Below are 26,534 nucleotides of genomic sequence, written 5' to 3'. Positions count from 1 at the left end.
GGCGCACACGTCACGGCGTCACGGTGACGGCGTCGGGCGGCAGGCTCGCGTCGACGGCGTACCGGAAGAAGGCGTTCTTGCGCTGGTCGATGGCCGGGACGTCGCCGATCCAGGCGTAGGGCTTCTTCACGCGGGCCGGGAAGTTCTCGGTGAAGCTCCGCCACTCCTGCTCGGTCGGCTCCCGCTTCGTCGAGTTCGCCTGCATCCAGAGGATCCGGGTCGAGACGAACTCGCTGGCCAGGCCGATGCCGGGGTTGGGCAGGCTGCCGCGCACCGCCTGGAGGGTCAGGGTGCGCGCGCCGGCGGGCAGCCGGTCCCAGCCCTGCGCCTGGAACGCGAGGTGCCGGCGGAGCTGGCCCTTGGGGATGCCGGGCGGAGCTCCCTTGGTGGTGTAGGTCCCTCCGGACGGGACGAACTCCGGGCTGTCCAGGTGCCGTTGGGCGGCGCGCCAGTTGAGCAGCACCGGCTGGAGCGTCGTCGAGTACGCCCGGATGAAGGAGTGGAACGTCGGGTAGAGCGTGTGCCTGACGAGTGCGTACCGGTTGAACATCGCCCAGACCACCGCGGCGCTGTCCGCGTCGGGGCGACCGCCGGCCTCGAGGACGACGAGCTTCGCGGTCCACGCCGCGTCCTCTGCGGTGAAGGGGTACGAGAACGGCGTCCGGCCCGGCGCGTTGAGGACGAGCGTCCCGAACGGGCCGGGAGGAAGCGCACCCCCGGCCCCGCTGCCGGTCGTGGTCGGCTGCGACGCACGAGCCAGGAGTGGGCGGACGAGCGTGTCGCGGATCGTGACCCACTCGGACGCCAGGGTCCGCTCGCCGGGGGCGATCGGTCGACCGCCGAGCTCGGGGTGCCGTGCGAAGAACACGCCGTTGGTCAGGGCCTTCTCGTCGCGCTGCCCGCGGGCGATCGCCATCGCCAGGCGGAACGGCTCCAGGAAGGACGACTCGTCCTCGAGCTCACCCTCGAGCCCGGCGCCGTACGCCTCCTCGAGCGGGTCCCCGCCCTCCCACTCGCCTTCCTGCTCGGTCTCCCACTCGCCCTCCTGCTCCGACTCGGACTCGGGCTCCTGCTCCGACTCGGGCTCGACCTCCCACTCGCCCTCGCCCTCCAGCGCGTCACCCGGCTGCTCGAGCTCGTCGTCCTCGGCCTCGGAGAAGGGCCACCACGACGGGCGCGACGCGGTCGGTGCCGCCGTGCGGCGGCACTCGCGCTCGATCATCGAGTGGACGAAGTCCCAGTCGAAGTACGGCACCGCCCGCATGCCGCCGGGGTCCCAGCCGCCGGCCTTGTCGTGGCGGTTGAAGGGCGTCAGGTCCTCGTGCCCGACGAGCCGGGCCGAGCGCCACCAGGTCTCGTGGAGGGGCCAGCCGTTGCGCCTGGCGATGTCGCACGCCAGCAGGGCGACCGCCTCGTGCTGGGCCTGGGTGAAGCGCAGGCCGGGCCGCAACGGCGTGGCGTCGGTGACGAGCTGCTTGCCGTGGTGGAAGACGCACGGCACGCACTCGACGTGGATGTAGCAGGAGTTGGCGGTGCGGGTGCCCGGCAGCAGCTTCAGGGGATGCTCGACACCCGGCCACCTGGCGCGCCACTGCGTGACGACGGCAGCGGGGAGGTCCTTCTCGAAGCGGCCCTGGTCGATCGACCTGCGTTGGTCGCCGACCCCGACGCCGTTGGCCTGCTCGCGCTCGTTCGCGACCTGAAGGAGGTCACCGCCGGCGACCCCACGCCAGCCGTTGACGTAGTGGCAGCCGTGCGACTGCGAGTAGTAGCTGACCGCGAAGGCGGTGTGGTAGATCCCCTTCGCCTTGGCCTTCGAGGGCAGACCCCCTCCGGTGGTGTGCACCACCAGCCCGTAGACCTTGCCGATCCACCCGGCCGGCCGGTCCACGGAGTCCCACTGGCGCGCGGCCTGCACGGCGATCGCCGACTGGCCCTGGACGGTGGTCGAGGGAGTCTCGTCCTCACCCTCGAGCAGGGCCTCCTCGGCCGGAGCGGCGTACGCCTCGTCGAGGAGCGTCTCGCTCATGGGCTCGCCGGGAGAGGAGTACTCCGGTTCCTGAGGTGCGGTGAAGCCCTCGGCCTCGGCCACCAGGTCCTCCCGGAACGGCGACGGCGCCGCGTCCCTCCCGATCGTGAACGTCTCGGTCATCACTCCTCCATCGGCGTCCGGGGGCTCACTGCCCCAGCCAGCTGCGCACGAGGGCCATCACGTCCGTGTCGAGGTGGACGGCCTTGTTGCCGCGCAGCACCATGCGGCGGGCGGTCGCGTCGTACTCCAGGTGGCGGTCGACGTGCACGCCCACCAGCGAGCGGGTGCCGTCGCTGAACCTGATCCAGACCGGCGAGCCGCTCTGGCCCTTCGCGGTGTCGGCGGAGTAGACGACCGCTCCGGGGGCTCCGGCATGGAAGCGGGCCGGGCCGAAGTGCGACCACATCGAGTTCGACTGGTCACCCTTCCTCCAACCGACCGCCGGGTCGCAGCGGTTGCCGTTGCACTTGTCACCGGGATAGCCGCAGACGACCACGTCCTTGCCGGCGAGGAACGTGGTCGAGAGCGGGCGCAGGTTCGTCCCCTGCCCGAGGGTCGCGTGGCCCCAGTGGCCGAGCGGTGCTCCGCCGAGCGCCCTGGAGCGGACGACGGAGGCGTCGGCACCGAGCGTCACGAGGGCGATGTCGAAGCGGGTGCCCGGCACCGGGTTGGTGATGTAGCGGCTCGTCGTCGTGAAGGCCACCGCCTCGAACCGCCCGAAGGGCTGCTCGGCCACGTTGCGGGTCGGCACCACGACCAGCGAGTCGGGCCGGTTGCCCTCGGCGTCGTAGACGTTGTGGGCGGCGGTGAGCACCTGGCGTGGCCCGACCAGCAGGCCCGAGCCGCGGTACGACGTGCTGCCCCGCGTGACGTCCAGCGAGCACACCCACCGGTAGGGCACCTGCGTCGTCGGGTTCACCCGGACGCGCTCGTCCGGCAGCAGGACCTCGTGCTCCAGCAGCTCAGCGGGTGCCTCCACGAACGGCGATCGCATGGCGCCGGCCTAGCCGTGGCCGTTCTGGCCGGCCAGCACCCCGATCGGCGCGGGCGATCCCGTGGGAGCAGACGCGCGTACGCCGTTGGGCGGCGGCGCTGCGCCACCCGACGGCGCCGGGAGCCGCAGCGGCTGGGCCGAGCCGGAGGGCCGGTCCTTGACCCGCTCGCCGGTGGCCGACTGCCACAGGTCGATGATCTTGTTCATGTCGGTGAGCAGCGTCGTGTTGGTGCCGAGGTTGAGGTAGAGCAGCTCGACGGACGGGCCCGAGGAGAAGACGCTCAGCTCGATGGCACGCAGCAGGCCCGACATCAGGTCGGCGAGCTCGAACAGCTCGCGCGAGCGCGGTGCCGGCGTCATGCCGACCCGGGCCGCGAGCTTCTCGAGGCGCTCGGCCGGACCAGGGCCCTGGGCGTTGAGGTCGGCCACGATCGGGTGGTTGTCCTCGAGCGTCAGGTGGAACCACGACAGGGTGCTGACGTAGGCGAACTCCTCCCGGGCGAGCAGGCCGCCGCGCCGCCGCAGCGCCATCATGTCGCGCAGCGCGTCGCACAGGGAGGCGATGTACTCGCGGTCGGTGGCGTTGGGCCCGATCCCGTTCTTCGCGTTCTCCATGCCGAGCCAGACCTGGCGCAGGAGCTCGGTCCACTTCTCCTTGAAGCTGGTGTTCACCCCGTCTCCGACGTCCTGCTTCCAGGCGCCGTCCGTGACGCCTGGTCGCAGCCACCGCGCCGGCACCGGGTGGGGCGGCTCGAGGCCGAACATCCGCCAGTAGGCGTTGCGGCGGTTGACCCGCTGGTCCGGACGGACCTCGCTGAGCACGCCCTGGATGCTGTAGAGCGGCGGCTCACGGAAGAAGAGCTCCTCGGTGGTCCGCACCCAGCGGTGGGCCGCAGGGGTGATCGGGTTCAACGTCTCACCCACGCTCAGCCGCCGGACGACCTCGGCCAGCACCTCGAAGGCCCCCGTGCTCTCCACCAGGAAGGCGTAGACCAGGTGGTCGGCGACCAGTCCCGGGTCGATGAGCGGCGGCGTCGGCGGACCCAGCGGCGTACCGGTGAAGGAGTCCGGCACCGCCGGGTTGATCCCCGACGGGGCCGGGAAAGGCACGCCCGAGGCGGACGGGAGCGGGAGGTCGATCGCCCCGATGATCGCCGGCTCGCCGAGGAACGGCGTACCGGCGGGCGTCGTCGTGTTGCCGACGTCGGGGACGAGGGCGCCGCCGGTCCAGGCCTCGTCGAGCCAGCGACTGAGCTGGAGCGGGTGGATGTCGAACACCTGGGCCGGCTGGCTCATCCGGCGGGCGAGGCTGCGGAACATGGGCTTCTCCGATCCTTGTCTCTCACACGACCGGGAGCCGTGGTCCGAGGGCGAGCGGGTAGTGGTCGCCGCCCCGGCGGAACTCCAGCCGGGTGATGACCTGCTCGTTGGTGACGGTGGTGAGGGGGAAGTCGGTCGGGGAGGTGACCCCCGACTTGGCCACCCGAGGGCTGTACGTCGACAGGGGGACGACCTCGGCCGGCTCCCCGCGCCTCGTGAAGACGGCGACCTCGTCCGCGTCCTCGGGCACCGGCCCGAGGCTGAGGATCGCCGTGGCGGTCGGACCGCCCGAGCCCCTCTTGCGCGCTGCGGGGAAGACCTTCACGTCCTCGCCGTCGCGCGGGATCCGGCCCATCAGCTGGCGCAGCACGAGGTAGTCGAGGTTGCTCGCCGCCGACGCCGCAGGTGCCTCGTCGCTGAGCGCGACCGGACGGGGGTTGTTGAGCGCGTCCGCGATCCTCTTGAGCTCGGCCAGGAGAGCGGCGACCTGGGTGTTCGTCGGCGGGTTCGGAGGTGCAGTGGTGGCCATGGTGGTTCTCCTTCTGTGCTCAGGCGGCTCGGGGCAGCGGCATGGGTGCGAGCCGGGCCAGCCAGTCGTGGAGGCGGGCGGTCCGCTCGGCGGTGGCGGCGGGGTCGAGGGGCTGGTCGCTGGTGAGCAGCGCGAGGATGCGCAGCGAGTCGCTGCGGGAGAGGAAGGCGGAGGTCAGCAGGGTGTCGCCGGCCTGCCGGGAGAGCTCGGCGAGTCGGGCCGGGGAGACCCGCTCGGGGTCGGCGAGTGCGTGCAGCGGCCGACCGCCGAAGGCCCGGAAGGGGCGCCGGGTGCACGCGGCCGCGAGGGCCGGGAGCAGCCGCTCGCCGGCGCGCGCGACCGCTGCGTCGCGGGTGGTCAGCGTCGCCGGGTCGTGCCGCGACCGCCACGCCTCGGCGAGGTCGTCCCAAGGGCCGGCGCCGTACCAGCTCCGGCACAGCTCGACGTTGAGGAGGACCCGCAGCCACGACGGGGGGTGCGGGTCGCCGAGGCGTACGCGGTGCACGGACGTCGTCGGCCCGTCCACGACGTTGGCCAGTGCCGGCACCGGCGACCAGCCCGCCATCGCGAAGGCCCCCACGTCCGCGGCCACCTCGCCCGCCCAGGAGCGCCAGAGCTCGCCGAGGCCCGGCACGTCGCCGGCCGCGGTCGCCACCTCGGCGAGCACCTCGCCGAGCTCTGTGTTCCAACCGACGAGGTGGCTCCACTGGTGGGTGGTCTCGTGGAGGATCGCGGTCGGGTGGATCAGGTTGTGCCGCGTCACCTTGATCGCGGCGACGGGGGAGAGCCCGCCCTGGTCCCACAGCCGGATCCCGGCCCGGAGCACTGCGGCGCCGAGCCCCTTCTCCGGGTAGACCAGCGCGGGTGGCACCTCCTTGCCCAACGGACGCAGGACGACCTCCATCGAGTCCACCGCGATCGTGTCGAGGCCGCGCAGCACGGCCCCGAGCCGGGGTGTGGTGCGCTGCTGGACGGCATCGCCGTAGAACTCGACCGTCGACTCGACGGCGAGGTAGCGGGACCGCAGCCGGAGCAGCGCGGTCCGGCACTCCCCGAGGGGCCGTCCGGACGCCAGGGCAGAGGCGACGGCCGCGCCCTCGGTCGACAACGCCGCGATCGACGACGTCAGGCGGTCGCGGAGCCGCAGCCGGAGGTAGTCCTCGAGGTGCGCCCACGCCTCGGCGGGGGCCACCGCGTCCAGCTCCGTGAGCTGGACGATGGCCCCGCGCCAGTGCGCGAGCTCGGCCTGCAGCTGCCGACGTTCGGCGTCAGTCACTGTGCCTCCCGGCCCGGATGGTGAGGGCGGGTGCCCCGGGCAGCCCGCTGGCGAGCGCGGCCGCGTCGGCGAACGCGAAGACGAACGTCATGGTCAGGCCCGGCGCGGGATCCTTGGCCGCGGTGGCCATCGCGGCCGCCTGGGTGGGCAGCTCCTTGGCCAGCGCGGACTTCATCGCCTCGATGAGGTGGGCGGCGAGCGCGTGCCCGCGGGCCGGGGCGACGGTGGAACGGGTCGCCCGCCCGAGCATGCGCGGCAGGCGGGCGGCCGCGGCCTCCTGCACCCGTGGGCCCAGCAGCCGGTTGACCGTGGCGACGACCTCGGTCTGCTCCTGTCGTTCGAGCAGCCCGGCCAGCCGGTGCGCGGTGCGCTCGCCGATCCGCACGTGGACGCGCAGCTCGGGGCGGGCCAGCTGCGGGCGCAACCGCAGCGCGATCCGGCTGCGCCGGCGTACGACACGGCGGCCGGGCACCACGACGCGGAAGTACCGCCGACCCGCGGGCCCGAGCACCCCCGGCCGCGTGCCGAGCGACGCCTTGCCGAGCAGCTGGCCGGCCGTGGCCGGGCTCAGCTCCTCGAACTCCGCGGTGAGGACGCCCTCACCCTCGCCGGCGGCGAGGTGGCCGAGCCGACCGCCCGGCAGGGTCTCGAAGACCTGCACCTCGGCGTTGACCGGCCAGGTCGACACCCCGGCGTCCAGCAGCCGCTCCTCGAGCGTCTCCGCGCCGGGCAGCTCGACCTCTCCCGCCATCGCTCGGGACAGGGTGACGTCGAAGCGGCGCGCGCTGCGGCGGTAGCGCCGGACCCGGCCGGCGCGCGGCAGGGCCACCCAGCCGGGCTTGTCGGGGTCGTGACCGGGCAGGTCGTCGCGCAGCACGGACGGCGGCAGGTTGCGCACGGCGGCCGCGCCGAGGGCGTCCCCCACCTCGGCCTCGAGGCGGAGCGGGTCCTCGAGCGCCTCGGCGGGCAGGCTCATCACGTCGACCATCGCCTCCTGGAGCGTGTCCACGAGCGCCTCGGAGCCGAGCTGCTCGGAGGCCGCCTCCAGGGAGAGCAGCCTGAGGCCGGCGTCCGCCACGTGAGGCGCGAGCGCGCGGGCGGCCTGGGGGCCGACGTACCCCTGGATCAGGGTGGCGAGCTGGCCGGCGACGAAGTTCTTGATGCGGTCGCGGCCGACGATCCGGACGCCGGTCCGGATGAGCGGCATCGCCGCCATGACCACGGGGATGAACTGCTCCAGCTGCTCGGTGGGGGGCCGACCGGGCTCGGCCTCCGCCAGCTGGCGCGCGAGCGTCGCGCGGGCCCGGTCGAGGTCCGCGAGCGGGTCCTCGGCCTGCATCGCGTCGTCCTCGTACGCCGCCTCGTCGAGCACCTGCTCCTGCGCCGCGTCGCTCGGTGCGAGCAACGCCTCGGCCAGCTGGGCGTCGAACACCTCGCTGATCGACGCCTCGGCCTCGGCCTCGGACAGCCCGAGTCGCTGGGCCAGCTGGGTCGCCGGGCCGCGCAGAGGCGCCGGCAGCCGGTTGATCGCCTTGGCCAGCACGCGTTGGAGCAGCGGGCGGACGAGCTTGCGCAGGGCCGCGAAGACCGGGCCCATCGGGATCAGCTTGCTGAGCCCCTTGACCGCACCCGTGGCTACGGCCTTCGCGGCGCTGAACGCCTTCTTCACCAGCCCCCCGAGGAACTGCTCGCTGCTGGACTCGGGATCGCGGGCGTACTCACCCACCACGTCGGCGACCTCGGTCTCGCCGAACGAGTCGAGCCGACGGTCGGCGAAGCGCTGCTCGAGCTCGGACAGCCCGCGGTCGACGGAGTCGCCGAAGGCTTCGAGCCACTGCTGGGCGTCCTGCCCGGCGGCCTGCTCCTGCTCGCCGTGCCGCGACAGGGCGCGCAGGTGCTGCCCCGCGACCTCGTCGACGAGCGACTCGACCGCCTCGTCGAACTCCTCGTCCTCGAGCTCGGCGACGAGCGCCTCGAGGGCGTCGACGGCCTCGGCGGACTCGGCCTCGGACGTCAGCCCCGAGGCGAACGGGGAGACCAGGGCGCCGCCCCCGTGCGACGGCAGCTCCTGCTCGGCCACCTCGAAGCCGGTGAGTCCGCCGCCGGAGAAGATGGGTGCCTCCGTGTCGAGCGTCGTCATGAGCGCCTCCCTCCGAACGTCCTGCGTCCCGCTTCTTGACCCGACGACGCTAGGAGCCCGCTGTGTGCGGGTCCGTCGCCGCAGCGTCGTCGTCGCGTCTGCCGTTCCGTCGCCTCCGCGTCGCGGTGTGCGGGAGGGTGGTCTGGTCCGGTGACGGGTCGTCCGCGTCGATCGACCGAAGCCATGCCTCGAACTGGTGGACCGCCGATTCCGCGCTCGTGGCGAGCGTCAGCGTGGCCGGCCGACGGCCGTTCCGGCTCGCCAGGAATCGGACCTTCAGGCCGTCACCGTCACGCCAGAGACGTACGACCAGGTTGTGCCAGACTGGGGGTTCCATCACTGAACAGCGTGCGCGTGTGAAGTCCTCGGCACCGTCGTCGCCGCGTCTGCCCGGAGGTCACACCCGCGTCAACGTCCACGTCTCCGACTACAGGACCGTGACGCTGCGTAGGCGCGCGTGTGCTGTCGTTCCGGGTGGGGAGGGACGAATGACGACTGCTGCCATGTCGCGAGCGGCCGGGCCCAGCATCAACCTGCTGGGTGGGTTCTCGGTGCACGTCGGTCACCAGGTGGTGCCGATGCCGCGCAACGCCCAGCGCGTGCTGGGCTTCCTGGCCGTGACCGGGGTCGAGCAGCTGCGCGACACCGTCGCCGGCAACCTCTGGCCGACCGCCGCCCCCGAACGCGCGATGTCCAACCTGCGTACGGCGTTGTGGCGGGTGCGGCAGGCCGACCCACGCATCGTGCGCGCCCGCCGCGACGCCATCGGTCTGGACCAGGAGGTGCGGATCGACTACGAGCTGATCACCTCGCAGGCGCGGCGGATCATCGCCGAGTACCCCGTCGAGGACCAGGTGATCAGCGGCGCCGCACGCCTGCTCGAGGCCGACCTGCTCCCCGGCTGGGACGAGGAGTGGCTGCTGCTCGAGCGGGAGCGGCACCGCCAGCTGCGCATCCACGCGCTGGAGAAGCTGAGCGAGCTGCTCACCTCGCGCGGCCAGTACGGTCGCGCGATCGACGTCGCCTGCGCCGCCATCCGGGTCGAGCCGCTGCACGAGTCCGCCCACGCCGCCCTCATCGCCGCCCACATGGCCGAGGGCAACCACACCGAGGCGATCCGGCACGGACGGGAGTACGCCCGCCTCCTCGACCGCGAGGCCGGGCTCGTCCCCTCCCCCCGCATCGCCGCCCTCCTCCTGCCCGCCCAGCGGCCGCTTCCCGAGACCCAACGGAGCTAGCCACGTCCGGGTCCCTGGGAGTCACAGGCTGGCGGGCTCGCACACGGGCTGACCGCGGCAGCACCCACAGCGCGTGGACCACCAGGGCTGCGGTCGTCGCCGCCGTTGCGACGCTCCTCGCGGCGATCGGGGCGCTGTACTTCAACGCCCAGAGCAGTCGTCAGGCGACCGAGCAGGCCGAGCTCGCGCGGATCTCCGAGGCGTCCGAACGGTTCACCCAGTCGGTGGAACAGCTCGGGTCGCGCTCGATCACCGTGCGGATCGGCGCCGTCTACTCGTTCGACCGATTGATGAGGTACTCGGTCGGCGACCGACAGGCAAGCACCGAGATCCTCAGCAGCTTCATCCGTCTGCGGTCAGCCAGGACCTCGCGACCACGACCGATGCCGGCGACGACCCCCGTCGACATCGCAGCTGCGTTCGAGGTCCTCGACGGCAACGCGGCGCAGCTGCGGAGGGCGGACCTCTCCGGGTTCTACCTGGAGGAGGTGTACCTCGTGGATGCTGATCTGTTCGCCGCGGACCTGACCGACGCCAACCTCATCGGGGCGGCCATGGCCGGCGCCGCGCTCAACGGCGCGGACCTGACGCGCGCGGCGCTCAACTCCGCCGACCTGACCGGCGCCAACCTCCAGGCGGCCGATCTCACGGACGCCTCGTTGCACGGGGCAGACCTCACCGACGCGAACCTCTTCGCCGTCCAGAACCTCGGCAGCGCCGGGCTCATCGGAGCCTCAATGGCCCGTGCGAACGGGCTGGACGAGCTGGACCTTCCCGGCGTGAACTGGAGGGAGACAGACCTGACCGGCACGGACCTGGCGGACACCAACCTGTCCGGGGCGAGCCTCAACCGGGCGACGCTGGTGGGTGCCACGCTGACCGGGGCCGACCTCAGCGGTGTGGACCTCTACGGTGCGGACCTGCGGGACGCCGACCTCGAAGGAGCCAATCTCCAGGGCGCGTCGCTGTGGACGGCGAACCTCGTGGGCGCCAACCTGGTCGGCGCCAATCTGCTCCACGCCAGCCTGGTCGATGCGCAGTGTGACGAGACCACCCGGTGGCCGGCCCAGCTGACCACACTCCCCGACTGTGCGCTGGACGGCCCCTGAGTCGAGCGCCCCGCAGCGGCGGTCCTCGTCCCGCCACCTCGTGCCTATGCTCGGCACATGACGATCCGGCAGTCCACCGACCTGGCCCACGCTGCGATGCTCGGACTCGGCGTCCACCGTCCTGAGCGGGTGGTGACCAACGACGAGATCTGCGAGGTCCTGGACTCCTCGGACGAGTGGATCCAGACCCGGTCGGGCATCCGGACGCGACGCTTCGCGGGCGAGGACGAGACGCTGATCGGGATGTCGGTGTCGGCTGCCGAGCGCGCCCTCGCCGCCGCAGGGGTCGCTGCCCACCAGGTCGGGTGCGTGATCGTCGCGACGTCCACCCACCCCGAGCACACGCCCGCCTCCGCACCGCAGGTCGCGACGGCGCTCGGCATCACGGCGGCGGCGTTCGACATCTCGGCCGGGTGCGCGGGCTTCTGCCACGCGCTGAACCTGGCCGCGTCGATGGTGCGCTCGGGCGCCGAGACCCACGTCCTGGTCATCGGGGCGGAGCAGCTCAGCCGCTTCATGGACCCGACCGACCGGGGCACCGCGTTCATCTTCGCCGACGGGGCCGGCGCGGTCGTCGTCGGACCGTCCGACGAGCCGGGGATCGGCCCGACGGCGTGGGGCTCGGACGGCTCCCAGGCCCATGTCATCACCCAGACGCCGAGCTGCCTCGGCGGGCACTCGGAGCGGGACCACCCGGTGGTGCAGATGGAGGGTACGGCGGTCTTCCGGTGGGCGCCGTTCGAGATGGCCAAGGTCGCCCAGGAGGCGCTCGACCTGGCCGGCGTCCGCGCCGACGAGCTCGACGCGTTCATCCCCCACCAGGCCAACCTGCGGATCACCCAGACCCTCGTCCGCAACATCCAGCTGCCCGACACGGTCGCCGTCGCCACCGACATCGTCGACTCCGGCAACACCTCGGCCGCCTCCGTGCCGCTCGCGATGGAGGCGATGCTCCGCAAGGACGAGGCCGCCGTGGGCGACACCGCCCTGCTCATCGCGTTCGGCGCGGGCCTGAGCTACGCCGGCCAGGTCGTCACGCTGCCCCCGCTCGGCTGACGGGTCCGGGGTCGGGGAGCAGTTCGGACCGCCCGCGGGGGACCAAGGCCCCTGACGCGGGCACCGGCGACAGCCGAGGCTGGGGTCAGCAGGAGAACGGCGACCAGTGGAGGCCACGATGTACACCGCGAGCAAGCGCAGCACCCATCCGACCGATGCGATCGCCCGGGTCATGGTGTGGCCCGTGGCCATCGTGCCCGGCGAGGCCACGCTGCTGGAGGTCGCCGAGGCGCTGGCGGCCGACGGCATCGGCGCCGTCGGCGTCGTCGAGAACGGCCACCTCGCCGGTGTCATGTCCGAGCGCGACATCGTGCACCACCTCGCTCAGGGGTCGAACCCCGAGCACGTGACGGCCGCCGACGTGATGGCCACCGACCTGGTCACCGCCCGCCCGGACGACTCGATCCTCGACACCGCCCGGCGGATGCTCGAGGCGCAGGTCCGGCACGTGCCCGTGATCGAGGGTGACACGATCGCCGGCTTCGTCTCGATGCGCGACCTCTTCGAGGTGCTCGTCGACGTCGCGTCGCACGAGGAGGACGTGGTCGTCGTCCCGAGCGGCACCCGGGTCGTCGTACGCCAGGAGTGAGCCTCAGAGTGCGGCGACGACCTCGGTGCCCTGCTTGATGGCGCGCTTCGCGTCCAGCTCGGCAGCGACGTCGGCCCCGCCGATCAGGTGGGCGGCGGCGTGGTCGAGTGCGTCGTAGACGTCCCGCACCGAGTCCTGGCCGGCGCACACCACGATCGTGTCGGCCTCGACCACCCGGGCCACCCCGTCGACGGTGACGTGGAGGCCGTCGTCGTCGATGCGGTCGTAGGTCGCACCGCTGACCATCGTCACCCGCGACTGCTTGAGCACCGCGCGGTGCGCCCAGCCCGAGGTCTTGCCGAGCCCGATGCCGATCGGCGTGGTCTTGCGCTGGACGAGGGTCACCTCGCGCGCGGGCGTGCGCGGCTTCGCCTCGGTCAGGCCGCCCTCGTGCAGGGCCGGGTCGCCGACGCCCCAGTGCGCCATCCAGTCCTCGAGGTCCTCATCCTCGTGCGTGAGGAAGACGCTGACGTCGACGCCGATGCCGCCCGCGCCGATGACGGCGACCCGCTTGCCGGGCGTGACGGCGCCGCTCAGCACGTCGGCGTACGACGCCACGCTGGGGTGGTCGATGCCCGGGATCTCCGGGATGCGGGGCTCGACGCCGGTGGCGACGACGACCTGGTCGAAGCCGGCGAGGTCGTCGGCGGACGCGGGGGTCGAGAGGCGTACGTCGACGCCGAGGACCTCGAGCCGCCGGGTGAAGTAGCGCAGCGTCTCGGCGAAGTCCTCCTTGCCGGGGACCTGCATCGCGAGACGGAACTGGCCGCCGATGGCGGGCGACTTCTCGAAGAGCGTCACCGCGAAGCCGCGCTCGGCGGCGGACGTCGCGGCGGCGAGGCCGGCGGGCCCGGCGCCGACGACGGCGACCGTCTGCTTGCGCAGGGTCGGCATCAGCACGAGCTCGGTCTCGTGGCAGGCGCGCGGGTTGACCAGGCAGCTCGCGCGCTCGTTGCTGAACACGTGGTCGAGGCAGGCCTGGTTGCAGGCGATGCAGGTGTTGATCTCGTCGGCGCGCTCGTCCATCGCCTTGGCGACGAAGGCCGGGTCGGCCAGCAGTGGCCGCGCCATCGAGACCAGGTCGGCCTCGCCGGCCGCGAGGATGTCCTCGGCCAGCTCGGGGGTGTTGATCCGGTTGCTCGCGCAGACCGGGACGTCGACGACCTGCTTGAGTCGCGCGGTGTGGGACCGCCACGCCCCGCGCGGGACCTGCGTGATGATCGTCGGCACCCGCGCCTCGTGCCAGCCGATGCCGGTGTTGAACACCGTGACGCCGGCGGCCTGGAGGTGCAGCGCCAGCTCGGCGGTCTCCTCCCAGGTCTGGCCGCCCTCGACCAGGTCGAGCAGGGAGATCCGGTAGACGATCGGGAAGTCGGGGCCGACCAGCTCGCGCGAGCGGCGTACGACCTCGACGGCGAAGTGCATGCGGCGCGCGGCCGAGCCGCCCCACGCGTCGTCGCGGTCGTTGGTGCGCGCGGCGAGGAACTGGTTGATGAGGTAGCCCTCGGAGCCCATGATCTCGACCGCGTCGTAGCCGGCCTTGCGGGCCAGCGCGACGCTCTTGGCGAAGGCGGTCGCGGTGTGGTCGACCTCCTTGCTCGACATCGCGCTCGGCTTGAACGGCGTGATCGGCGACTTCTTGTCCGAGGCGCTCTGCGAGAGCGGGTGGTAGCCGTAGCGGCCGGCGTGCAGCACCTGCAGCGCGATCGCCCCGCCCGCGTCGTGCACGGCGCCGGTGATCCGCTCGTGGCGCATCGCGTGCAGGCGGTTGGTCATCTCGCTCGCGAACGGCTTGAGCCAGCCGCGCTTGGTCGGCGCGTAGCCGCCGGTGATGATCAGGCCCACCCCGCCGCGCGCCCGCTCCGCGAAGAACTCGCCCAGCTTGTCGATGTCCCACGGGTGGTCCTCGAGCCCGGTGTGCATCGAGCCCATCACCACGCGGTTACGCAGGGTGAGCGGTCCGAGCGTGAGCGGCTCGAGCAGGTGCGGGTAGGTGGGGTGCGTCATCTCAGTCTCTTCCATCGAGGTGGGCGTCGAGGTACTCGGTGAGCCAGTCGATCCAGAACTGCTCGAGCCGGATGCCGCCGCGCAGCACCAGCCAGCGGTCGCGCACCCCGGGCTCGAGGTCGTCGGGGTGCGGGAACTGCTCCTTCTCCATCTGCTCGTACGCCGCCAGCCGCAGGGCGTGGTCGGCGCGCGCGTCGGCCAGGTGGCGCAGCAGCGTCGCGCGATCGCCGTACGACGCCCCGCGCAGCTTCACGGCCACCTCGCTGCGGAACGCCTCGACGGGCATCGGCGTGGCCAGCCAGTCGGCCAGCACCTCGCGCCCGACGGCGGACGGCGTGTGCACGCGCTTGTCGGGGCGACCCTCCTGCTCGACGACCTCGACCGTGACCCAGCCGTCGGCCTCCATCCGGGCGAGCACGCGGTAGATCTGCTGGTGGGTGGCCTGCCAGAAGAAGCCGAGCGACCGCTCGAAGCGCCGGGTCAGCTCGAGCCCGCTCGCGGGGCGCTCGCTGAGCGCGACGAGGAGGGCGTGCTCGAGGGCCATGCCCGGCAGTCTGGCGCACCTATGCAACGAGTTGCAAGGTGGGGTGGGTCACGGCCCGCCTGCCGGGGTAGTCCAGTGGGCGATGGTCGCGAAACCGGCCCGCCCACGACCATCTGCCACTGGACTACCCCGGAGAAGCGACCATCTGTCACTGGACTACCCCTCCCGACGGTGACAGTGGTGCTGTCATGATCGGCGGCATGACGTACGAGCTGGGGCAGGGGACGGGGCCGCTGCGGGGCGTGCGGGTGGTCGAGATCGCCGGCATCGGCCCGGGGCCGCACGCGTGCATGATCCTGGCCGACCTGGGGGCCGACGTGATCCGCGTCGACCGGCCGGGCGGCAACCCGCTGTCCGCCGGCGACAAGGACCTGCTCAACCGCGGGCGGCCGAGCGTCGCGCTCGACCTCAAGCGGCCCGAGGCGGTGGCGACGGTGATCGACCTGGTCGCGCAGGCCGACGTGCTCGTCGAGGGGATGCGGCCGGGTGCGGTCGAGCGGCTCGGCCTCGGCCCGGACGACTGCTGGGCGCGCAACCCGCGCCTGGTCTTCGGCCGGATGACCGGCTGGGGGCAGGAGGGTCCGTGGAGCCAGGTCGCCGGCCACGACATGAACTACATCGCGACCAGCGGCGCCCTGCACGGCCTCGGCCAGGACCGCGACCGCCCGCACTTCCCGAGCAACCTGCTCGGCGACTTCGGGGGAGGGTCGACGTACCTCGTCATCGGCGTCCTCGCCGCGCTCCTCGAAGCGCGCGTCAGCGGCCGCGGCCAGGTCGTCGACGCCGCGATCGTCGACGGCACCGCCCACCTCAACGCGATGGCGTCCACCTTCGCCGCGCTGGGGCTCGACTCCGGCCGCCGCCGCTCGGGCCTGCTCGACGGCGGCACTCCCTGGTACGACCTCTACGAGACCGCCGACGGTCGGCACGTCAGCGTCGGCGCGCTCGAGCCGCAGTTCTGGGACGAGCTGGTGGCGCGCATCGGCGTCGACCTGCCCGACCGCGACGACCCCGCCAACCTCCGCGCCATCCGCGAGGCGCTGACCGCCCGCTTCAAGGAGCGGACGCAGGCCGAGTGGGCCGAGGTGTTCGACGGGACGGACGCGTGCGTCGCCCCGGTCGTCCCCCTGGCCGACGCACCCGACCACCCGCACCTCGCCGCCCGCCAGACCTTCGTCTCACTCGACGAGGTCACCCAGCCGGCGCCCGCGCCGCGCTTCTCGCGCACCGCGTCGACGATCCGCAGCGCCCCGCCGCTGCCCGGCGAGCACACGCGCGAGGCGCTGACCGCGTGGGGGATCGCCGACGTGGACGCCCTCATCGAGTCCGGCGCCGCCGTGCAAGCCTGACCCCGTGCGCCCCTTCCTGTTCCTCGGCACCCGGGCCGAGGACGACGTCGCCCAGCAGGAGTACGACGCCGTGCTGGCCGGCTGCGGCCTCCACGCCGACGAGCTGGTGCGGGTCCGTCTGGAGCAGCGGCCGCTCGGTCCGGTCGACCTGGCCGACTGGTCGGGCGTCATCCTCGGCGGCGGCCCGTTCAACGCGTCCGACCCGGAGGAGGTGAAGTCCGACGCCCAGCGCCGGGCCGAGGCCGACCTGCGCGGGCTCGCCGAGCAGGTCCTCACCGCCGACTTCCCCTTCCTCGGCGCCTGCTACGGCATCGGCGTGCTGGGCGGCCTGGGCGGCGGCGTCGTCGACCGCACCTTCGGCGAACCCATCGGCGCGCTGCCGGTGCGGCTGACCGCGGACGGGCAGGCCGACCCGCTCTTCGGCGTCCTGCCGAGCGAGTTCACGGCGTACCTCGGGCACAAGGAGGCGGTCTCGCGGCTGCCCGAGGGCGCGGTCCTGCTGGCGTCCACGGACACCTGCCCGGTCCACGCGTTCCGGCTCGGGCGCAACGTCTACGCCACGCAGTTCCACCCCGAGCTCGACGCCGTCGCCATCTGCGACCGCATCGACGCCTACAGCGCGCACGGCTACTACGAGCCGCACGAGCGCGAGTCGCTCAAGGCCGCCGCGCGCGAGGCGATGGTGACCGAGCCGGTCCGGCTGCTGGCGAGGTTCGTCGAGCTGCACGCGCGCGGCTGAGGTCGGGACGTTCGGCCCTACGGCGGCCCGCGGGGACCGACCTACCGTCTAGTCATGGACGAGCCGATCACCCGGATGAGCACCGAGCAGTGCTGGGACTTCCTGGACCGCCACGAGCTCGGCCGACTGGCGTACCACCTCCTCGAGGAGGTGCACATCGTGCCGGTCAACTACGCCGTCGACCGCGACCACAGCGGCCACCGCACCCTGCTGTTCCGCACGGCCGAGGGGTCGAAGCTGATCGGCGTCGTGATGAACGCCGACGTGGCCTTCGAGGCCGACGAGATGCTGGACGACGCCGCGACCAGCGTCATCGCCCGCGGTCGCGCCCGGGTGCTGGACGAGGTCGAGGAGCACCGCGCCGAGAACGTCCCGCTGCGCCCCTGGGTCGCGACGCCGAAGTACAACGTGGTGGAGGTCGAGATCACCGAGATCAGCGGCCGCCACTTCGAGCTGTCCCGGCCGTGGGAGCACATGATCCCCTAGTGATGTAACTCGTAGTTACAAACTCGGGTGGATCGCCTAGTCTCGGAGGTGTGACCGACCACGTCGACGTGCTGATCATCGGTGCCGGGCTGTCCGGCATCGGCGCGGCCGCCCACCTGGCCAAGGACCTGCCCGGGACGTCGTACGCCGTCCTCGAGCGGCGCGAGGCCAGCGGCGGCACGTGGGACCTGTTCCGCTACCCCGGCGTCCGCTCGGACTCCGACATGTTCACCCTCGGCTACCGCTTCCGCCCGTGGCGCGGCACGACGGCGCTGGCCGACGGTGCGTCGATCCTGCGCTACGTCCGCGACACCGCCAGCGCCTACGGCGTGGACCGCCACATCCGCTACGGCCACCGGGTCACCTCCGCGGCCTGGGACAGCACCACCGCCCGCTGGACGGTGACCGTCGAGGTGGACGGCGAGACGCGACAGCTCACCGCCGACTTCCTCTGGGCGTGCAGCGGCTACTACGACTACGACCAGGGCTACGCCCCGCACTTCGAGGGCCAGGAGCGGTTCGCCGGCCGCGTGGTGCACCCGCAGCACTGGCCGGAGGACCTCGACTACGAGGGCAAGCGGGTCGTGGTCATCGGGTCGGGCGCCACGGCGGTGACGCTGGTCCCGGCGATGGCCGCCGGCGGGGCCGGTCACGTCACGATGCTGCAGCGCTCGCCGACGTACGTCCTGCCGCTCCCGGCCCAGGACGGCTTCGCCCGACGTGCCCGCCGGGTCCTCGGCGACCGCCTGTCCTACCCGCTCGTGCGCGCCAAGAACATCGGGCTGGCGACCGCGCTCTACGGGCTGAGCCGGCGCCGGCCACGGCTCGTCCGGCGGCTGATCCGGGCCGCCAACGTCAAGCTGCTGCCCGAGGGCTACGCCGTCGACACCCACTTCAAGCCGGACTACGACCCGTGGGACCAGCGGCTGTGCCTGGTGCCCGACGGCGACCTCTTCCGCGCGATCAGCGAGGGAGGGGCCGACGTGGTCACCGGCCGGATCCGCACGTTCACCGAGACCGGCGTCGAGCTGGAGTCCGGCGAGCACCTCGAGGCGGACGTCGTCGTCACGGCCACCGGGCTGAACGTGCGGATCTTCGGCGGTGCCGACCTCGTCGTCGACGGGGCCGCGGTCAAGCCGCACGAGACGATGGCCTACCGCGCGATGATGCTCAGCGGCGTGCCCAACTTCGCCTTCACCATCGGCTACACCAATGCCTCCTGGACGCTGAAGGCCGACCTCGTCGCGGAGTACGTCGTCCGCCTGCTGCGGCACCTGCGCGAGACCGGCGCCCGGACGGTCGTCCCGGTCCGGGACCCGGCCGTAGGCGAGGTGCCGCTGATGGACTTCGACGCCGGCTACGTGCAGCGGGTCATCCACACGCTGCCGCGGCAGGGCGACGTCGCACCGTGGCAGCTGAAGCAGAACTACCTGCACGACTCGCGCACGCTGCGACGCGCGCGGATCGATGACGGGGTGCTGTCCTTCCGGTGAGGGAATGGGCGACCCGCCGATGTGGTTGAGTCTTCAACCAACTCACGCCCCGGAGGCCCGTATGACCAGCCCGTTCCCCGATCCCGTCGTCGCCTGGTCCGGAGGCGCCGACCGTCCGGACCTCCCCCTGGTGGTGCTGCTCCACGGCCGCGGCGCCGACGAGCGCTCGATCCTCGGCCTCGCCGGCCACCTCCCCGGCCACCTGTCCTCCGTGTCGTACGCCGCCGTGCGCGCGCCGATCGCGGAGGGAGGTGGCTACGCGTGGTTCGCCAACCGCGGGATCGGCCGGCCGCTGCCCGAGTCGCTGGCCGCCACCACCGCGTGGTTCCGGACCTGGCTCGACAGTGTCGCGCCCGAGGGCCGTCCGGTCGTGCTGGTGGGTTTCAGCGGTGGGGCGGCCTTCGCCGGCGGCGTGCTGCTCGACGACCCGCAGCGGCTCGCCGGGACCGCCGTCCTCCACGGCACGCTGCCCTTCGAGGACGCCGGCGTCGACGTCACCCCCGGCCGGCTCGCGGGCTCGTCGGTGTTCCTCGCCCACGGCGACGCCGACACCGTGATCCCGCTCGAGCTGCAGGCCCGCACGTGGTCGTGGCTGCACGAGGAGTCCGGCGCCACCGTCACCTCGCGACGCGACCCGGGCGGCCACGGCCTCTCCGCGGAGACGGTCGCGGAGCTGGCCGACTGGATCGCCGGCCGCACCGGCACCGAGGCGTGAGGGAGGATCACGGACATGTCCCGCGACGAGAGCTACGACGTCCTCGGCACCCGCGAGAACCCCTCGCTCGGCCTGGACACCTTCGGTGACGCGCCGGTCGGCGCCGCCCCCGCCAACCATGCCGCGACGATCCGCGAGGTCGTCGCCGAGGCGGCCCTGGCCGACCGGGTCGGCGTCGACTACATCGGCCTCGGCGAGCACCACCGTCCCGACTACGCGATCACCGCACCGGACGTGGTGCTCGCGGCGATCGCCGGCCGGACCGAGCGGATCCGGCTCGGCACCGGCGTGACGGTGCTGTCGAGCGACGACCCGATCCGGGTCTACCAGCGCTTCGCGACCCTGGACGCCGTCTCGGACGGGCGTGCGGAGGTGCAGCTCGGGCGCGGCTCCTTCATCGAGTCGTTCCCGCTCTTCGGGCTCGACCTGAAGGACTACGACCGTCTCTTCGCCGAGAAGCTCGACCTCTTCGCGGCGCTGCAGGCCGAGGGGCCGGTGACCTGGGAGGGCACGGTCCGGCCGCCGATCGAGGGCAGGCGGGTCTACCCGACGACGGCCGCCGGACGGCTCCCGGCCTGGATCGCCGTCGGCGGCACCCCGGAGTCGGTGGTGCGCGCCGCGAAGTACGCCATGCCGCTGGTGCTCGCCGTGATCGGCGGCTCGCCCGAGGGGTTCGTGCAGTTCGCCGACCTCTACCGGCGTGCCCTCATCGAGTACGGCCACCCCGAGCTGCCCATCGGCATGCACTCGCCCGGCCACGTCGCCGCCACCGACGCGGAGGCGAAGGAGCAGCTCTACCCCCACCAGGCCGAGCTGTTCACCCGCATCGGCCGCGAGCGCGGCTGGGGTCCCTACAGCCGCACCGCCTTCGAGCAGGGCGCCTCGCCCAAGGGTGCGCTGTTCGTCGGCTCGCCGGACACCGTGGCGGCCAAGATCGCCTGGGCCGTGCGTACGCTCGGGCTCTCCCGCTTCCAGCTGAAGTACTCGGTCGGCGAGCTCCCGCACGAGCAGCGCCTGGAGTCGGTCCGGCTCTACGGCGAGGAGGTCATCCCCCGCGTGCGGGCCCTGCTCGCCTCGGACTGAGGGTCGTGTGAAGTGGTCTAGAGTGGAAGCGCTTTCAAGCACTTGAACGTGACAATCACGCAGACCATTGACACTCCCTGTGACGGCGGTCATAGTGAGGGACGGACGGAAGTGGAAGCGCTCTCACACCTCGCTCACCGTCCACCTCCCCCAGCCGGACACCCCGTCCGGCGCCTCAGGACGGCAGGAGTGCAGTGGTGCAGACACGGAAGACCCGGCGGGTACGAATCGCCACGAGCGCGCTGGTGGCGCTCACCCTCGCGTCGACGGCTGCCGCGTGCGGCGGCAGCGACGACGACGGCACGACCGCGGACGGCAAGATCAAGCTGACCGTCGCGACCTTCAACGAGTTCGGCTACGAGGAGCTCATCGAGGAGTACAACGCGATGCAGGACGACGTCGTGGTCGAGCAGAAGAAGGCCGGCACGGCCAACGAGCACCAGGACAACCTCTACACCAAGCTGGCGGCCGGCTCGGGCCTGTCGGACATCGAGGCGATCGAGGTCGACTGGTGGTCCGCGCTGATGGAGCAGTCCGACGCCTTCGTCGACCTCTCCGATCCCGAGGTCGAGGGCCGCTGGCTGGACTGGAAGACCGAGGCGGCGACGACGCCCGACGGCAAGCTGATCGGCTACGGCACCGACATCGGCCCCGAGGGCATGTGCTACCGGTCCGACCTGTTCAAGAAGGCGGGCCTGCCCACCGACCGCGAGAAGGTCGCCTCGCTGTTCGCCGACTGGGACACCTACTTCGAGACCGGTCGCGAGTTCGTGAAGAAGGTGCCCGACACCGCCTGGTACGACAGCTCCGGCGGCACCGCGCAGGCGATGATCAACCAGACCGAGTACTCCTTCGAGGACGAGGACAACACCGTCATCGCGGCCGACAACGCCGACGTGAAGGCGGTCTTCGACACCGTCACCGCCAACGTCGCCGACGGCCTCACCACCGGGCTCACCCAGTGGAGCGAGGACTGGACCGCGGCGTTCCAGAACGACGGCTTCGCCACCATGGCGTGCCCGGGCTGGATGCTCGGCGTCATCGAGGGCAACGCCGAGGGCATCGAGGGCTGGGACATCGCCAACGTGTTCCCCGGTGGCGGCGGCAACTGGGGCGGCTCCTACCTCACGGTGCCCGCGCAGGGTGACCACCCGGAGGAGGCCAAGGCGCTCGCCGCCTGGCTGACCGCGCCCGAGCAGCAGATCAAGGCCTTCGAGGCCAAGGGCACGTTCCCGAGCCAGGTCGACGCGCTCGACGACCCGGCCCTGACCGGCGCCACCAACGCGTTCTTCAACGACGCCCCGACCGGCGAGATCCTCGCCGAGCGCGCCGAGGCCGTGCCGTTCATCCCGCACAAGGGCCCGAAGTTCGCCGACATCAACACCGCATTCCAGCAGGCGATCCAGCGGGTCGACGAGGGTCAGGAGACCCCCGACGAAGCCTGGGACTCCTTCCTGGCCGACGTCGAGCGGCTCGGCTGACCCGACCCATGGATGCAGGTTCCACCGCCGTGAAGCCGGTCGGGGACGCCACTCACCTGGCGTCCCCGACCGGGGACCGGCACGACGGACGGCGCGGGCCGCGCCCGGAGTGGCGGCAGCGACTGTCGCGGCTCGACGTGCGGTTCACGCCGTACGTCTTCGTCTCACCGTTCTTCCTGCTGTTCCTGCTGGTCGGGATGTTCCCGCTCGGCTACACGGCCTGGGTCTCGGTGCACCAGTGGGGCCTGCTGTCGGGGCAGGGTGACTTCTCCGGCCTCGACAACTACCGCCGCGTCCTGGAGGACCGCTACTTCTGGAACGCGCTGCGCAACACGATCAGCATCTTCCTGCTCTCCTCGGTGCCGCAGGTGATCATCGCGCTCGCGCTCGCCGGCCTGCTCGACACGCAGCTGCGGGGGCGCACCCTGTGGCGGATGAGCGTGCTGCTGCCCTTCGTGGTGGCGCCCGCGGCCGTCGCGCTGATCTTCGGCAACGTCTTCGGCGACCGCTACGGCCTGGTCAACGAGGCCCTCCAGGGCATCGGCCTCGACCCGATCCGCTGGCACGTCGACCGGCTCTCGAGCCACCTCGCGATCGCCTCGATGGTCAACTGGCGCTGGACCGGCTACAACGCGCTGATCTTCCTCGCCGCGATGCAGGCGGTGCCGCGCGACGTCTACGAGTCCGCCGAGCTCGACGGCGCCGGCAAGGTACGCCAGTTCACGAAGATCACCGTCCCGCTGATCCGCCCCACGCTGATCTTCGTCATCATCACCTCCACCATCGGAGGGCTCCAGATCTTCGCCGAGCCCCGGCTCTTCGACACCCAGGGCCTCGGCGGCTCCGACCGGCAGTACCAGACGCTGACGATGTACCTCTGGGAGCTCGGCTGGCGGGTGCGCGACCTCGGCATGGCCTCGGCCGTGGCCTGGCTGCTCTTCCTGATCATCATCGTCTTCGCGCTGTTCAACCTGTTCCTCAGCCGGCACACCGGCGCGTTGAAGGGACTGCGCCGATGAACCGCCGCCCCGGCCTCTTCGTCTACGGCCTGCTCACCGCCTTCCTGCTGGGCTCGTGCGCCCCGCTCTACTGGTCCTTCCTCGTCGGCTCGCACAGCCGCGACGTGCTGACCAAGCGGGTGCCGCCGCTGATCCCCGGCGGTCACTTCTGGGACAACGCGCAGCGGGCGTTCGACGCCGTGCCGTTCTGGAAGGCGATGGGCAACAGCCTGATCGTCTCCGGCACGGTCGCCACCTCGGTCGTCTTCTTCTCCACCCTGGCCGGCTTCGCCTTCGCCAAGCTCGCCTTCAAGGGACGTACGCCGCTGCTGGTCTTCGTGGTCGCGACCCTCGCGGTGCCGACGCAGCTCGGGATCATCCCGCTCTTCATCGTGATGGCCAAGCTCGGCTGGGTCGGCTCGCTGTGGGCCCTCATCGTGCCCGGCATGGTCACCGCGTTCGGTGTCTTCTTCATGCGCATTCCCCTCGTCCCCGCGCCCCCCGCCGTCGTCCTGGTGGGCGGGGGGGGGGTGGGTGGCGGGTTGGTCCGCACTTTCTGCACGGGCGGGGCCCCGGCCGGGGGCCCGCCCGCCGGGATCCTGTGGCTGTTCACCTTCATGGCCACCTGGACCGACTTCTTCTGGCCGCTGGTCGTGCTGCCCGCGAGCAACCCGACCATCCAGATCGCCCTCCAGCAGCTGCAGAGCGGCTACTACGTCGACTACAGCCTGGTGCTCGCCGGCGCCACGTTGTCGACGGTCCCGCTGCTGGTCCTCTTCGTCCTCACCGGCCGCCAGATGGTCGCCGGCATCATGCAAGGAGCAGTCAAGGGATGAGTGTGCAGAGCAGGCCGGAGACGGCCGCAGTGACCCATGCCGAGGCGCGGTTCCCGCGCGACTTCGTGTGGGGCATGGCGACCGCGTCGTACCAGATCGAGGGTGCCGTCGCCGAGGACGGGCGCACCGACTCGATCTGGGACACCTTCTCCCGGGTCCCCGGAGCGATCCTGGGCGGGGACACCGGCGAGGTCGCCTGCGACCACTACCACCGGATGCCGGCCGACGTGGGCCTCCTCGCCGACCTCGGTGCCACGTCGTACCGCTTCTCGGTGGCGTGGCCGCGGGTGCGCCCCGACGCGGGGCCGGTCAACGCGGCCGGCCTCGCGTTCTACGACCGGCTGGTCGACGAGCTGCTGTCCCGCGGCATCGCGCCGTGGCTGACCCTCTACCACTGGGACCTGCCGCAGGTGCTCGAGGACGCAGGCGGCTGGACCAACCGCGACACGGCGCACCGCTTCGTCGACTACGCCACGGCGGTGTACGACGTGCTCGGCGACCGGGTGCCCACGTGGACGACCCTCAACGAGCCGTTCTGCTCCTCGCTGCTGGGCTACGCCGCGGGCCACCACGCGCCCGGGCGCCAGGAGGGAGCGGCCGGGCTGGTCGCCGCGCACCACCTGCTGCTCGCCCACGGCCTGGCCACCGAGGCGCTGCGCGCCCGCGGCGACGACGTGCGCTTCGGGCTGAGCCTCAACCTGACCGTGCCCGACCCGAGCGACCCGACCGACCCGGTCGACGTCGACGCGGCCCGGCGCATCGACGCGCTGCACAACCGGCTCTTCCTCGACCCGGTCTTCCGGGGTGCCTACCCCGCCGACCTGCTCGAGGACACAGCCGACCTCCAGTGGCAGGGCCGTCCCTGGCACGACGTCGTGCGCGACGGCGACCTGGCCACGATCTCCACGCCGATCGACGTCCTGGGCGTGAACTACTACCACGGCAACGAGGTGTCGGGTCACCCGCGCACCGACGTCGTCGGCATCGGCGCCGACCACCCCGACCGGGTCGCGCTCTCGCCGTTCGTCGGCTCGGAGCACGTCACCTTCCCGAGCCGCGGACTGCCGGTCACCGACATGGGGTGGGAGATCCAGCCCGACGGGCTCCACCGCCTGCTCCGGCGGCTGCACGACGACTACCCGCACCTGCCGATCTACCTCACCGAGACCGGAGCGGCCTTCGCCGACAGCCCGGGCGACGACGGCGAGGTGCACGACCCCGACCGCATCGCGTTCCTCGACGCCTACCTCCGCGCCGTGCACCGCGCGGTCGAGGAGGGGGTCGACGTGCGGGGCTTCTTCCAGTGGTCGTTCTGCGACAACTTCGAGTGGGCCTTCGGCTACGCCAAGCGGTTCGGCCTCGTCTACGTCGACTACGAGACCCAGCAGCGGATCCCCAAGTCCAGCGCCCACTGGTACGCCGCGCTGTCCCGCACCGGCACGCTGCCCGCGGTGGACGGCTCGGCCCACTAACGTGGCGCGCGTGAACACCCCGCGGACCCCTCACGGCTCCGGGACCCCCACCCTGGACGAGGTGGCCCGAGTCGCGGGTGTCTCGCGCGCCACGGCCTCGCGTGCGATCAACGGCGGCCAGCGGGTCAGCGCCCGCGCGCAGTCCGCGGTCGACCTCGCCGTGCGCGAGCTCGGCTACGTCCCCAACCCGGCGGCGCGCAGCCTGGTCACCCGGCGCACGGACTCGATCGCCGTGGTCGTGCCCGAGCCCGACGACCGGGTCTTCTCCGACCCCTTCTTCGCGGGCACGCTGCGCGGTGTGAACCGGGTGCTCGCCGAGCGCGACATCCAGCTGGTGCTCCTGCTCGCCCGCCCGGGGGCCTCCTCGGCCCGCACCCTGCGCTACCTCACCGGTCGGCACGTCGACGGCGCCCTGGTGACCTCGCACCACCGCGACGACCGGCTCGCCGAGCACCTCTCCGACATCGGCCTGCCGTGCGTCTTCGGCGGGCGGCCCTGGACCGGTGGCGACCGGGTGGCCTACGTCGACGTCGACAACACCGCGGGTGAGCGCGAGGCCACGGAGGTGCTCATCTCCCACGGCCGCAGTCGCATCGGGCACGTCGCCGGACCCTTCGACATGACGGCCGCCGCCGACCGGCTCGCGGGCTGGCGGCAGGCGATGGTCGCCGCGGGACTGCCGACCGACGCGGTGGAGCACGGCGACTTCACCGAGGAGAGCGGCGTGCACGCGACGCGCGCACTCATGGAGCGGTGGCCGGACCTCGACGGGCTCGTCGTCGCCTCGGACCTGATGGCGATCGGTGCCCTCCGGGTGCTCGCCGAGCTGGGCCGCAAGGTCCCTGACGACATCGCGGTCGTGGGCTTCGACGACCTCGGTGTCGCGGAGCGCGCGACACCGCGGCTGACGACCGTGCGCCAACCGGTCGTGGCGATGGCCGAGCGCGCCACCCGGCTGCTGCTCGAGCGGGTCGACCACACCGAGGGCAGCCACCCGATGCGGCTGATCATCCCGCCGACGCTCGTCCACCGCGACAGCGCCTGACCC

General features: G+C 72.4%; 23 protein-coding genes. 15 read left to right on the top strand and 8 right to left on the bottom strand.

Features of this window, described 5'->3' with window-relative positions; translation table 11 throughout:
* Positions 1 to 10: 10 nt before the first annotated feature.
* The 6 genes from ACE3QY_RS15445 to ACE3QY_RS15420 are packed head-to-tail and all read right to left on the bottom strand — an operon-like array spanning position 11 to position 8,291.
* Positions 11 to 2,152, bottom strand: a complete 2,142-nt coding sequence (locus ACE3QY_RS15445) for an N-acetylmuramoyl-L-alanine amidase (protein WP_374456924.1) — start codon at positions 2,150 to 2,152, stop codon at positions 11 to 13.
* A 25-nt stretch (positions 2,153 to 2,177) separates the two neighbouring features.
* Positions 2,178 to 3,026, bottom strand: coding sequence for a serine protease (locus ACE3QY_RS15440; RefSeq protein ID WP_374456923.1), 849 nt, complete (start codon positions 3,024 to 3,026; stop codon positions 2,178 to 2,180).
* Positions 3,027 to 3,035: 9 nt separating this feature from the next.
* Positions 3,036 to 4,346, bottom strand: coding sequence for a hypothetical protein (locus ACE3QY_RS15435; RefSeq protein WP_374456922.1), 1,311 nt, complete (start codon positions 4,344 to 4,346; stop codon positions 3,036 to 3,038).
* Between the two features lie 22 nt (positions 4,347 to 4,368).
* Positions 4,369 to 4,875 carry a hypothetical protein gene (locus tag ACE3QY_RS15430; protein ID WP_374456921.1) on the bottom strand — a complete coding sequence of 169 codons (507 nt, stop codon included), beginning with the start codon at positions 4,873 to 4,875 and terminating at the stop codon, positions 4,369 to 4,371.
* 19 nt (positions 4,876 to 4,894) lie between these two features.
* A complete protein-coding gene (locus ACE3QY_RS15425; protein ID WP_374456920.1) occupies positions 4,895 to 6,151 on the bottom strand; it encodes a hypothetical protein in 1,257 nt (418 codons plus the stop codon).
* Complete coding sequence (locus tag ACE3QY_RS15420) at positions 6,144 to 8,291, bottom strand: hypothetical protein (protein ID WP_374456919.1); 2,148 nt, start codon at positions 8,289 to 8,291, stop codon at positions 6,144 to 6,146. Before ACE3QY_RS15420 ends, ACE3QY_RS15425 begins: the two co-directional genes overlap by 8 nt.
* Positions 8,292 to 8,779: 488 nt before the next feature.
* Between ACE3QY_RS15420 and ACE3QY_RS15415 the strand changes: the two genes are divergently transcribed.
* The 4 genes from ACE3QY_RS15415 (at position 8,780) to ACE3QY_RS15400 (ending at position 12,283) form a co-directional block, all read left to right on the top strand.
* Positions 8,780 to 9,529 carry a BTAD domain-containing putative transcriptional regulator gene (locus ACE3QY_RS15415; protein ID WP_374456918.1) on the top strand — a complete coding sequence of 250 codons (750 nt, stop codon included), beginning with the start codon at positions 8,780 to 8,782 and terminating at the stop codon, positions 9,527 to 9,529.
* Between the two features lie 224 nt (positions 9,530 to 9,753).
* Entirely contained in the window at positions 9,754 to 10,638 is an 885-nt protein-coding gene (locus ACE3QY_RS15410) for a pentapeptide repeat-containing protein (RefSeq protein ID WP_374456917.1), read from the top strand.
* 57 nt (positions 10,639 to 10,695) lie between these two features.
* On the top strand, positions 10,696 to 11,694 hold the full coding sequence (locus tag ACE3QY_RS15405) for a beta-ketoacyl-ACP synthase III (RefSeq protein WP_374456916.1): 999 nt from the start codon (positions 10,696 to 10,698) through the stop codon (positions 11,692 to 11,694).
* A gap of 118 nt (positions 11,695 to 11,812) precedes the next feature.
* Positions 11,813 to 12,283 (top strand): cyclic nucleotide-binding/CBS domain-containing protein, encoded by a 471-nt coding sequence (locus ACE3QY_RS15400; protein ID WP_374456915.1) that lies wholly within the window; start codon positions 11,813 to 11,815, stop codon positions 12,281 to 12,283.
* Between the two features lie 3 nt (positions 12,284 to 12,286).
* Here the strand turns inward: ACE3QY_RS15400 and ACE3QY_RS15395 are convergent, their stop codons facing one another.
* Together ACE3QY_RS15395 and ACE3QY_RS15390 are read right to left on the bottom strand one after the other, a co-directional pair.
* Positions 12,287 to 14,290 carry an NADPH-dependent 2,4-dienoyl-CoA reductase gene (locus tag ACE3QY_RS15395; RefSeq protein ID WP_374456914.1) on the bottom strand — a complete coding sequence of 668 codons (2,004 nt, stop codon included), beginning with the start codon at positions 14,288 to 14,290 and terminating at the stop codon, positions 12,287 to 12,289.
* 1 nt (position 14,291) lies between these two features.
* Positions 14,292 to 14,834 carry a PadR family transcriptional regulator gene (locus ACE3QY_RS15390; RefSeq protein WP_374456913.1) on the bottom strand — a complete coding sequence of 181 codons (543 nt, stop codon included), beginning with the start codon at positions 14,832 to 14,834 and terminating at the stop codon, positions 14,292 to 14,294.
* Positions 14,835 to 15,034: 200 nt separating this feature from the next.
* On the opposite strand from ACE3QY_RS15390, the gene ACE3QY_RS15385 reads away from it, so the two are divergent.
* The 11 genes from ACE3QY_RS15385 (at position 15,035) to ACE3QY_RS15335 (ending at position 26,531) form a co-directional block, all read left to right on the top strand.
* Positions 15,035 to 16,183, top strand: a complete 1,149-nt coding sequence (locus ACE3QY_RS15385) for a CaiB/BaiF CoA transferase family protein (protein WP_374456912.1) — start codon at positions 15,035 to 15,037, stop codon at positions 16,181 to 16,183.
* Positions 16,184 to 16,187: 4 nt separating this feature from the next.
* Positions 16,188 to 16,922: a glutamine amidotransferase gene (locus tag ACE3QY_RS15380; RefSeq protein ID WP_374456911.1), complete on the top strand. Its 735-nt coding sequence runs from the start codon at positions 16,188 to 16,190 to the stop codon at positions 16,920 to 16,922.
* A gap of 54 nt (positions 16,923 to 16,976) precedes the next feature.
* Complete coding sequence (locus ACE3QY_RS15375; RefSeq protein ID WP_374456910.1) at positions 16,977 to 17,408, top strand: pyridoxamine 5'-phosphate oxidase family protein; 432 nt, start codon at positions 16,977 to 16,979, stop codon at positions 17,406 to 17,408.
* A 50-nt stretch (positions 17,409 to 17,458) separates the two neighbouring features.
* Positions 17,459 to 18,901 carry a flavin-containing monooxygenase gene (locus ACE3QY_RS15370; protein ID WP_374456909.1) on the top strand — a complete coding sequence of 481 codons (1,443 nt, stop codon included), beginning with the start codon at positions 17,459 to 17,461 and terminating at the stop codon, positions 18,899 to 18,901.
* Positions 18,902 to 18,962: 61 nt separating this feature from the next.
* Positions 18,963 to 19,616 carry an alpha/beta hydrolase gene (locus ACE3QY_RS15365; protein ID WP_374456908.1) on the top strand — a complete coding sequence of 218 codons (654 nt, stop codon included), beginning with the start codon at positions 18,963 to 18,965 and terminating at the stop codon, positions 19,614 to 19,616.
* A 15-nt stretch (positions 19,617 to 19,631) separates the two neighbouring features.
* Positions 19,632 to 20,699, top strand: coding sequence for an LLM class flavin-dependent oxidoreductase (locus ACE3QY_RS15360; RefSeq protein ID WP_374456907.1), 1,068 nt, complete (start codon positions 19,632 to 19,634; stop codon positions 20,697 to 20,699).
* 197 nt (positions 20,700 to 20,896) lie between these two features.
* Positions 20,897 to 22,180 carry an extracellular solute-binding protein gene (locus tag ACE3QY_RS15355; RefSeq protein WP_374456906.1) on the top strand — a complete coding sequence of 428 codons (1,284 nt, stop codon included), beginning with the start codon at positions 20,897 to 20,899 and terminating at the stop codon, positions 22,178 to 22,180.
* 29 nt (positions 22,181 to 22,209) lie between these two features.
* Complete coding sequence (locus ACE3QY_RS15350; protein WP_374456905.1) at positions 22,210 to 23,199, top strand: carbohydrate ABC transporter permease; 990 nt, start codon at positions 22,210 to 22,212, stop codon at positions 23,197 to 23,199.
* The gene (locus tag ACE3QY_RS15345; protein WP_374456904.1) at positions 23,196 to 24,014 is read left to right on the top strand and encodes a carbohydrate ABC transporter permease; all 819 of its coding nucleotides are present in this window, start codon (positions 23,196 to 23,198) and stop codon (positions 24,012 to 24,014) included. The genes ACE3QY_RS15350 and ACE3QY_RS15345 overlap by 4 nt, the downstream gene beginning before the upstream one ends.
* Complete coding sequence (locus ACE3QY_RS15340; protein WP_374456903.1) at positions 24,011 to 25,486, top strand: GH1 family beta-glucosidase; 1,476 nt, start codon at positions 24,011 to 24,013, stop codon at positions 25,484 to 25,486. Before ACE3QY_RS15345 ends, ACE3QY_RS15340 begins: the two co-directional genes overlap by 4 nt.
* Positions 25,487 to 25,547: 61 nt before the next feature.
* A complete protein-coding gene (locus tag ACE3QY_RS15335) occupies positions 25,548 to 26,531 on the top strand; it encodes a LacI family DNA-binding transcriptional regulator (RefSeq protein ID WP_374456902.1) in 984 nt (327 codons plus the stop codon).
* The last annotated feature ends 3 nt before the right edge of the window (positions 26,532 to 26,534 follow it).

Source organism: Nocardioides sp., assembly GCF_041913365.1.
Classification (GTDB): Bacteria; Actinomycetota; Actinomycetes; order Propionibacteriales; family Nocardioidaceae; genus Nocardioides.
This window is presented reverse-complemented; position numbering and strand designations above follow the sequence as displayed.

Coding starts and splice junctions, on each gene's coding strand:
- ACE3QY_RS15445 (WP_374456924.1), bottom strand. CDS start 2,152: ATGACCGAGACGTTCACGATCGGGAGGGACGCGGCGCCGTCGCCGTTC.
- ACE3QY_RS15440 (WP_374456923.1), bottom strand. CDS start 3,026: ATGCGATCGCCGTTCGTGGAGGCACCCGCTGAGCTGCTGGAGCACGAG.
- ACE3QY_RS15435 (WP_374456922.1), bottom strand. CDS start 4,346: ATGTTCCGCAGCCTCGCCCGCCGGATGAGCCAGCCGGCCCAGGTGTTC.
- ACE3QY_RS15430 (WP_374456921.1), bottom strand. CDS start 4,875: ATGGCCACCACTGCACCTCCGAACCCGCCGACGAACACCCAGGTCGCC.
- ACE3QY_RS15420 (WP_374456919.1), bottom strand. CDS start 8,291: ATGACGACGCTCGACACGGAGGCACCCATCTTCTCCGGCGGCGGACTC.
- ACE3QY_RS15415 (WP_374456918.1), top strand. CDS start 8,780: ATGACGACTGCTGCCATGTCGCGAGCGGCCGGGCCCAGCATCAACCTG.
- ACE3QY_RS15405 (WP_374456916.1), top strand. CDS start 10,696: ATGACGATCCGGCAGTCCACCGACCTGGCCCACGCTGCGATGCTCGGA.
- ACE3QY_RS15400 (WP_374456915.1), top strand. CDS start 11,813: ATGTACACCGCGAGCAAGCGCAGCACCCATCCGACCGATGCGATCGCC.
- ACE3QY_RS15395 (WP_374456914.1), bottom strand. CDS start 14,290: ATGACGCACCCCACCTACCCGCACCTGCTCGAGCCGCTCACGCTCGGA.
- ACE3QY_RS15390 (WP_374456913.1), bottom strand. CDS start 14,834: ATGGCCCTCGAGCACGCCCTCCTCGTCGCGCTCAGCGAGCGCCCCGCG.
- ACE3QY_RS15385 (WP_374456912.1), top strand. CDS start 15,035: ATGACGTACGAGCTGGGGCAGGGGACGGGGCCGCTGCGGGGCGTGCGG.
- ACE3QY_RS15375 (WP_374456910.1), top strand. CDS start 16,977: ATGGACGAGCCGATCACCCGGATGAGCACCGAGCAGTGCTGGGACTTC.
- ACE3QY_RS15365 (WP_374456908.1), top strand. CDS start 18,963: ATGACCAGCCCGTTCCCCGATCCCGTCGTCGCCTGGTCCGGAGGCGCC.
- ACE3QY_RS15360 (WP_374456907.1), top strand. CDS start 19,632: ATGTCCCGCGACGAGAGCTACGACGTCCTCGGCACCCGCGAGAACCCC.
- ACE3QY_RS15345 (WP_374456904.1), top strand. CDS start 23,196: ATGAACCGCCGCCCCGGCCTCTTCGTCTACGGCCTGCTCACCGCCTTC.
- ACE3QY_RS15340 (WP_374456903.1), top strand. CDS start 24,011: ATGAGTGTGCAGAGCAGGCCGGAGACGGCCGCAGTGACCCATGCCGAG.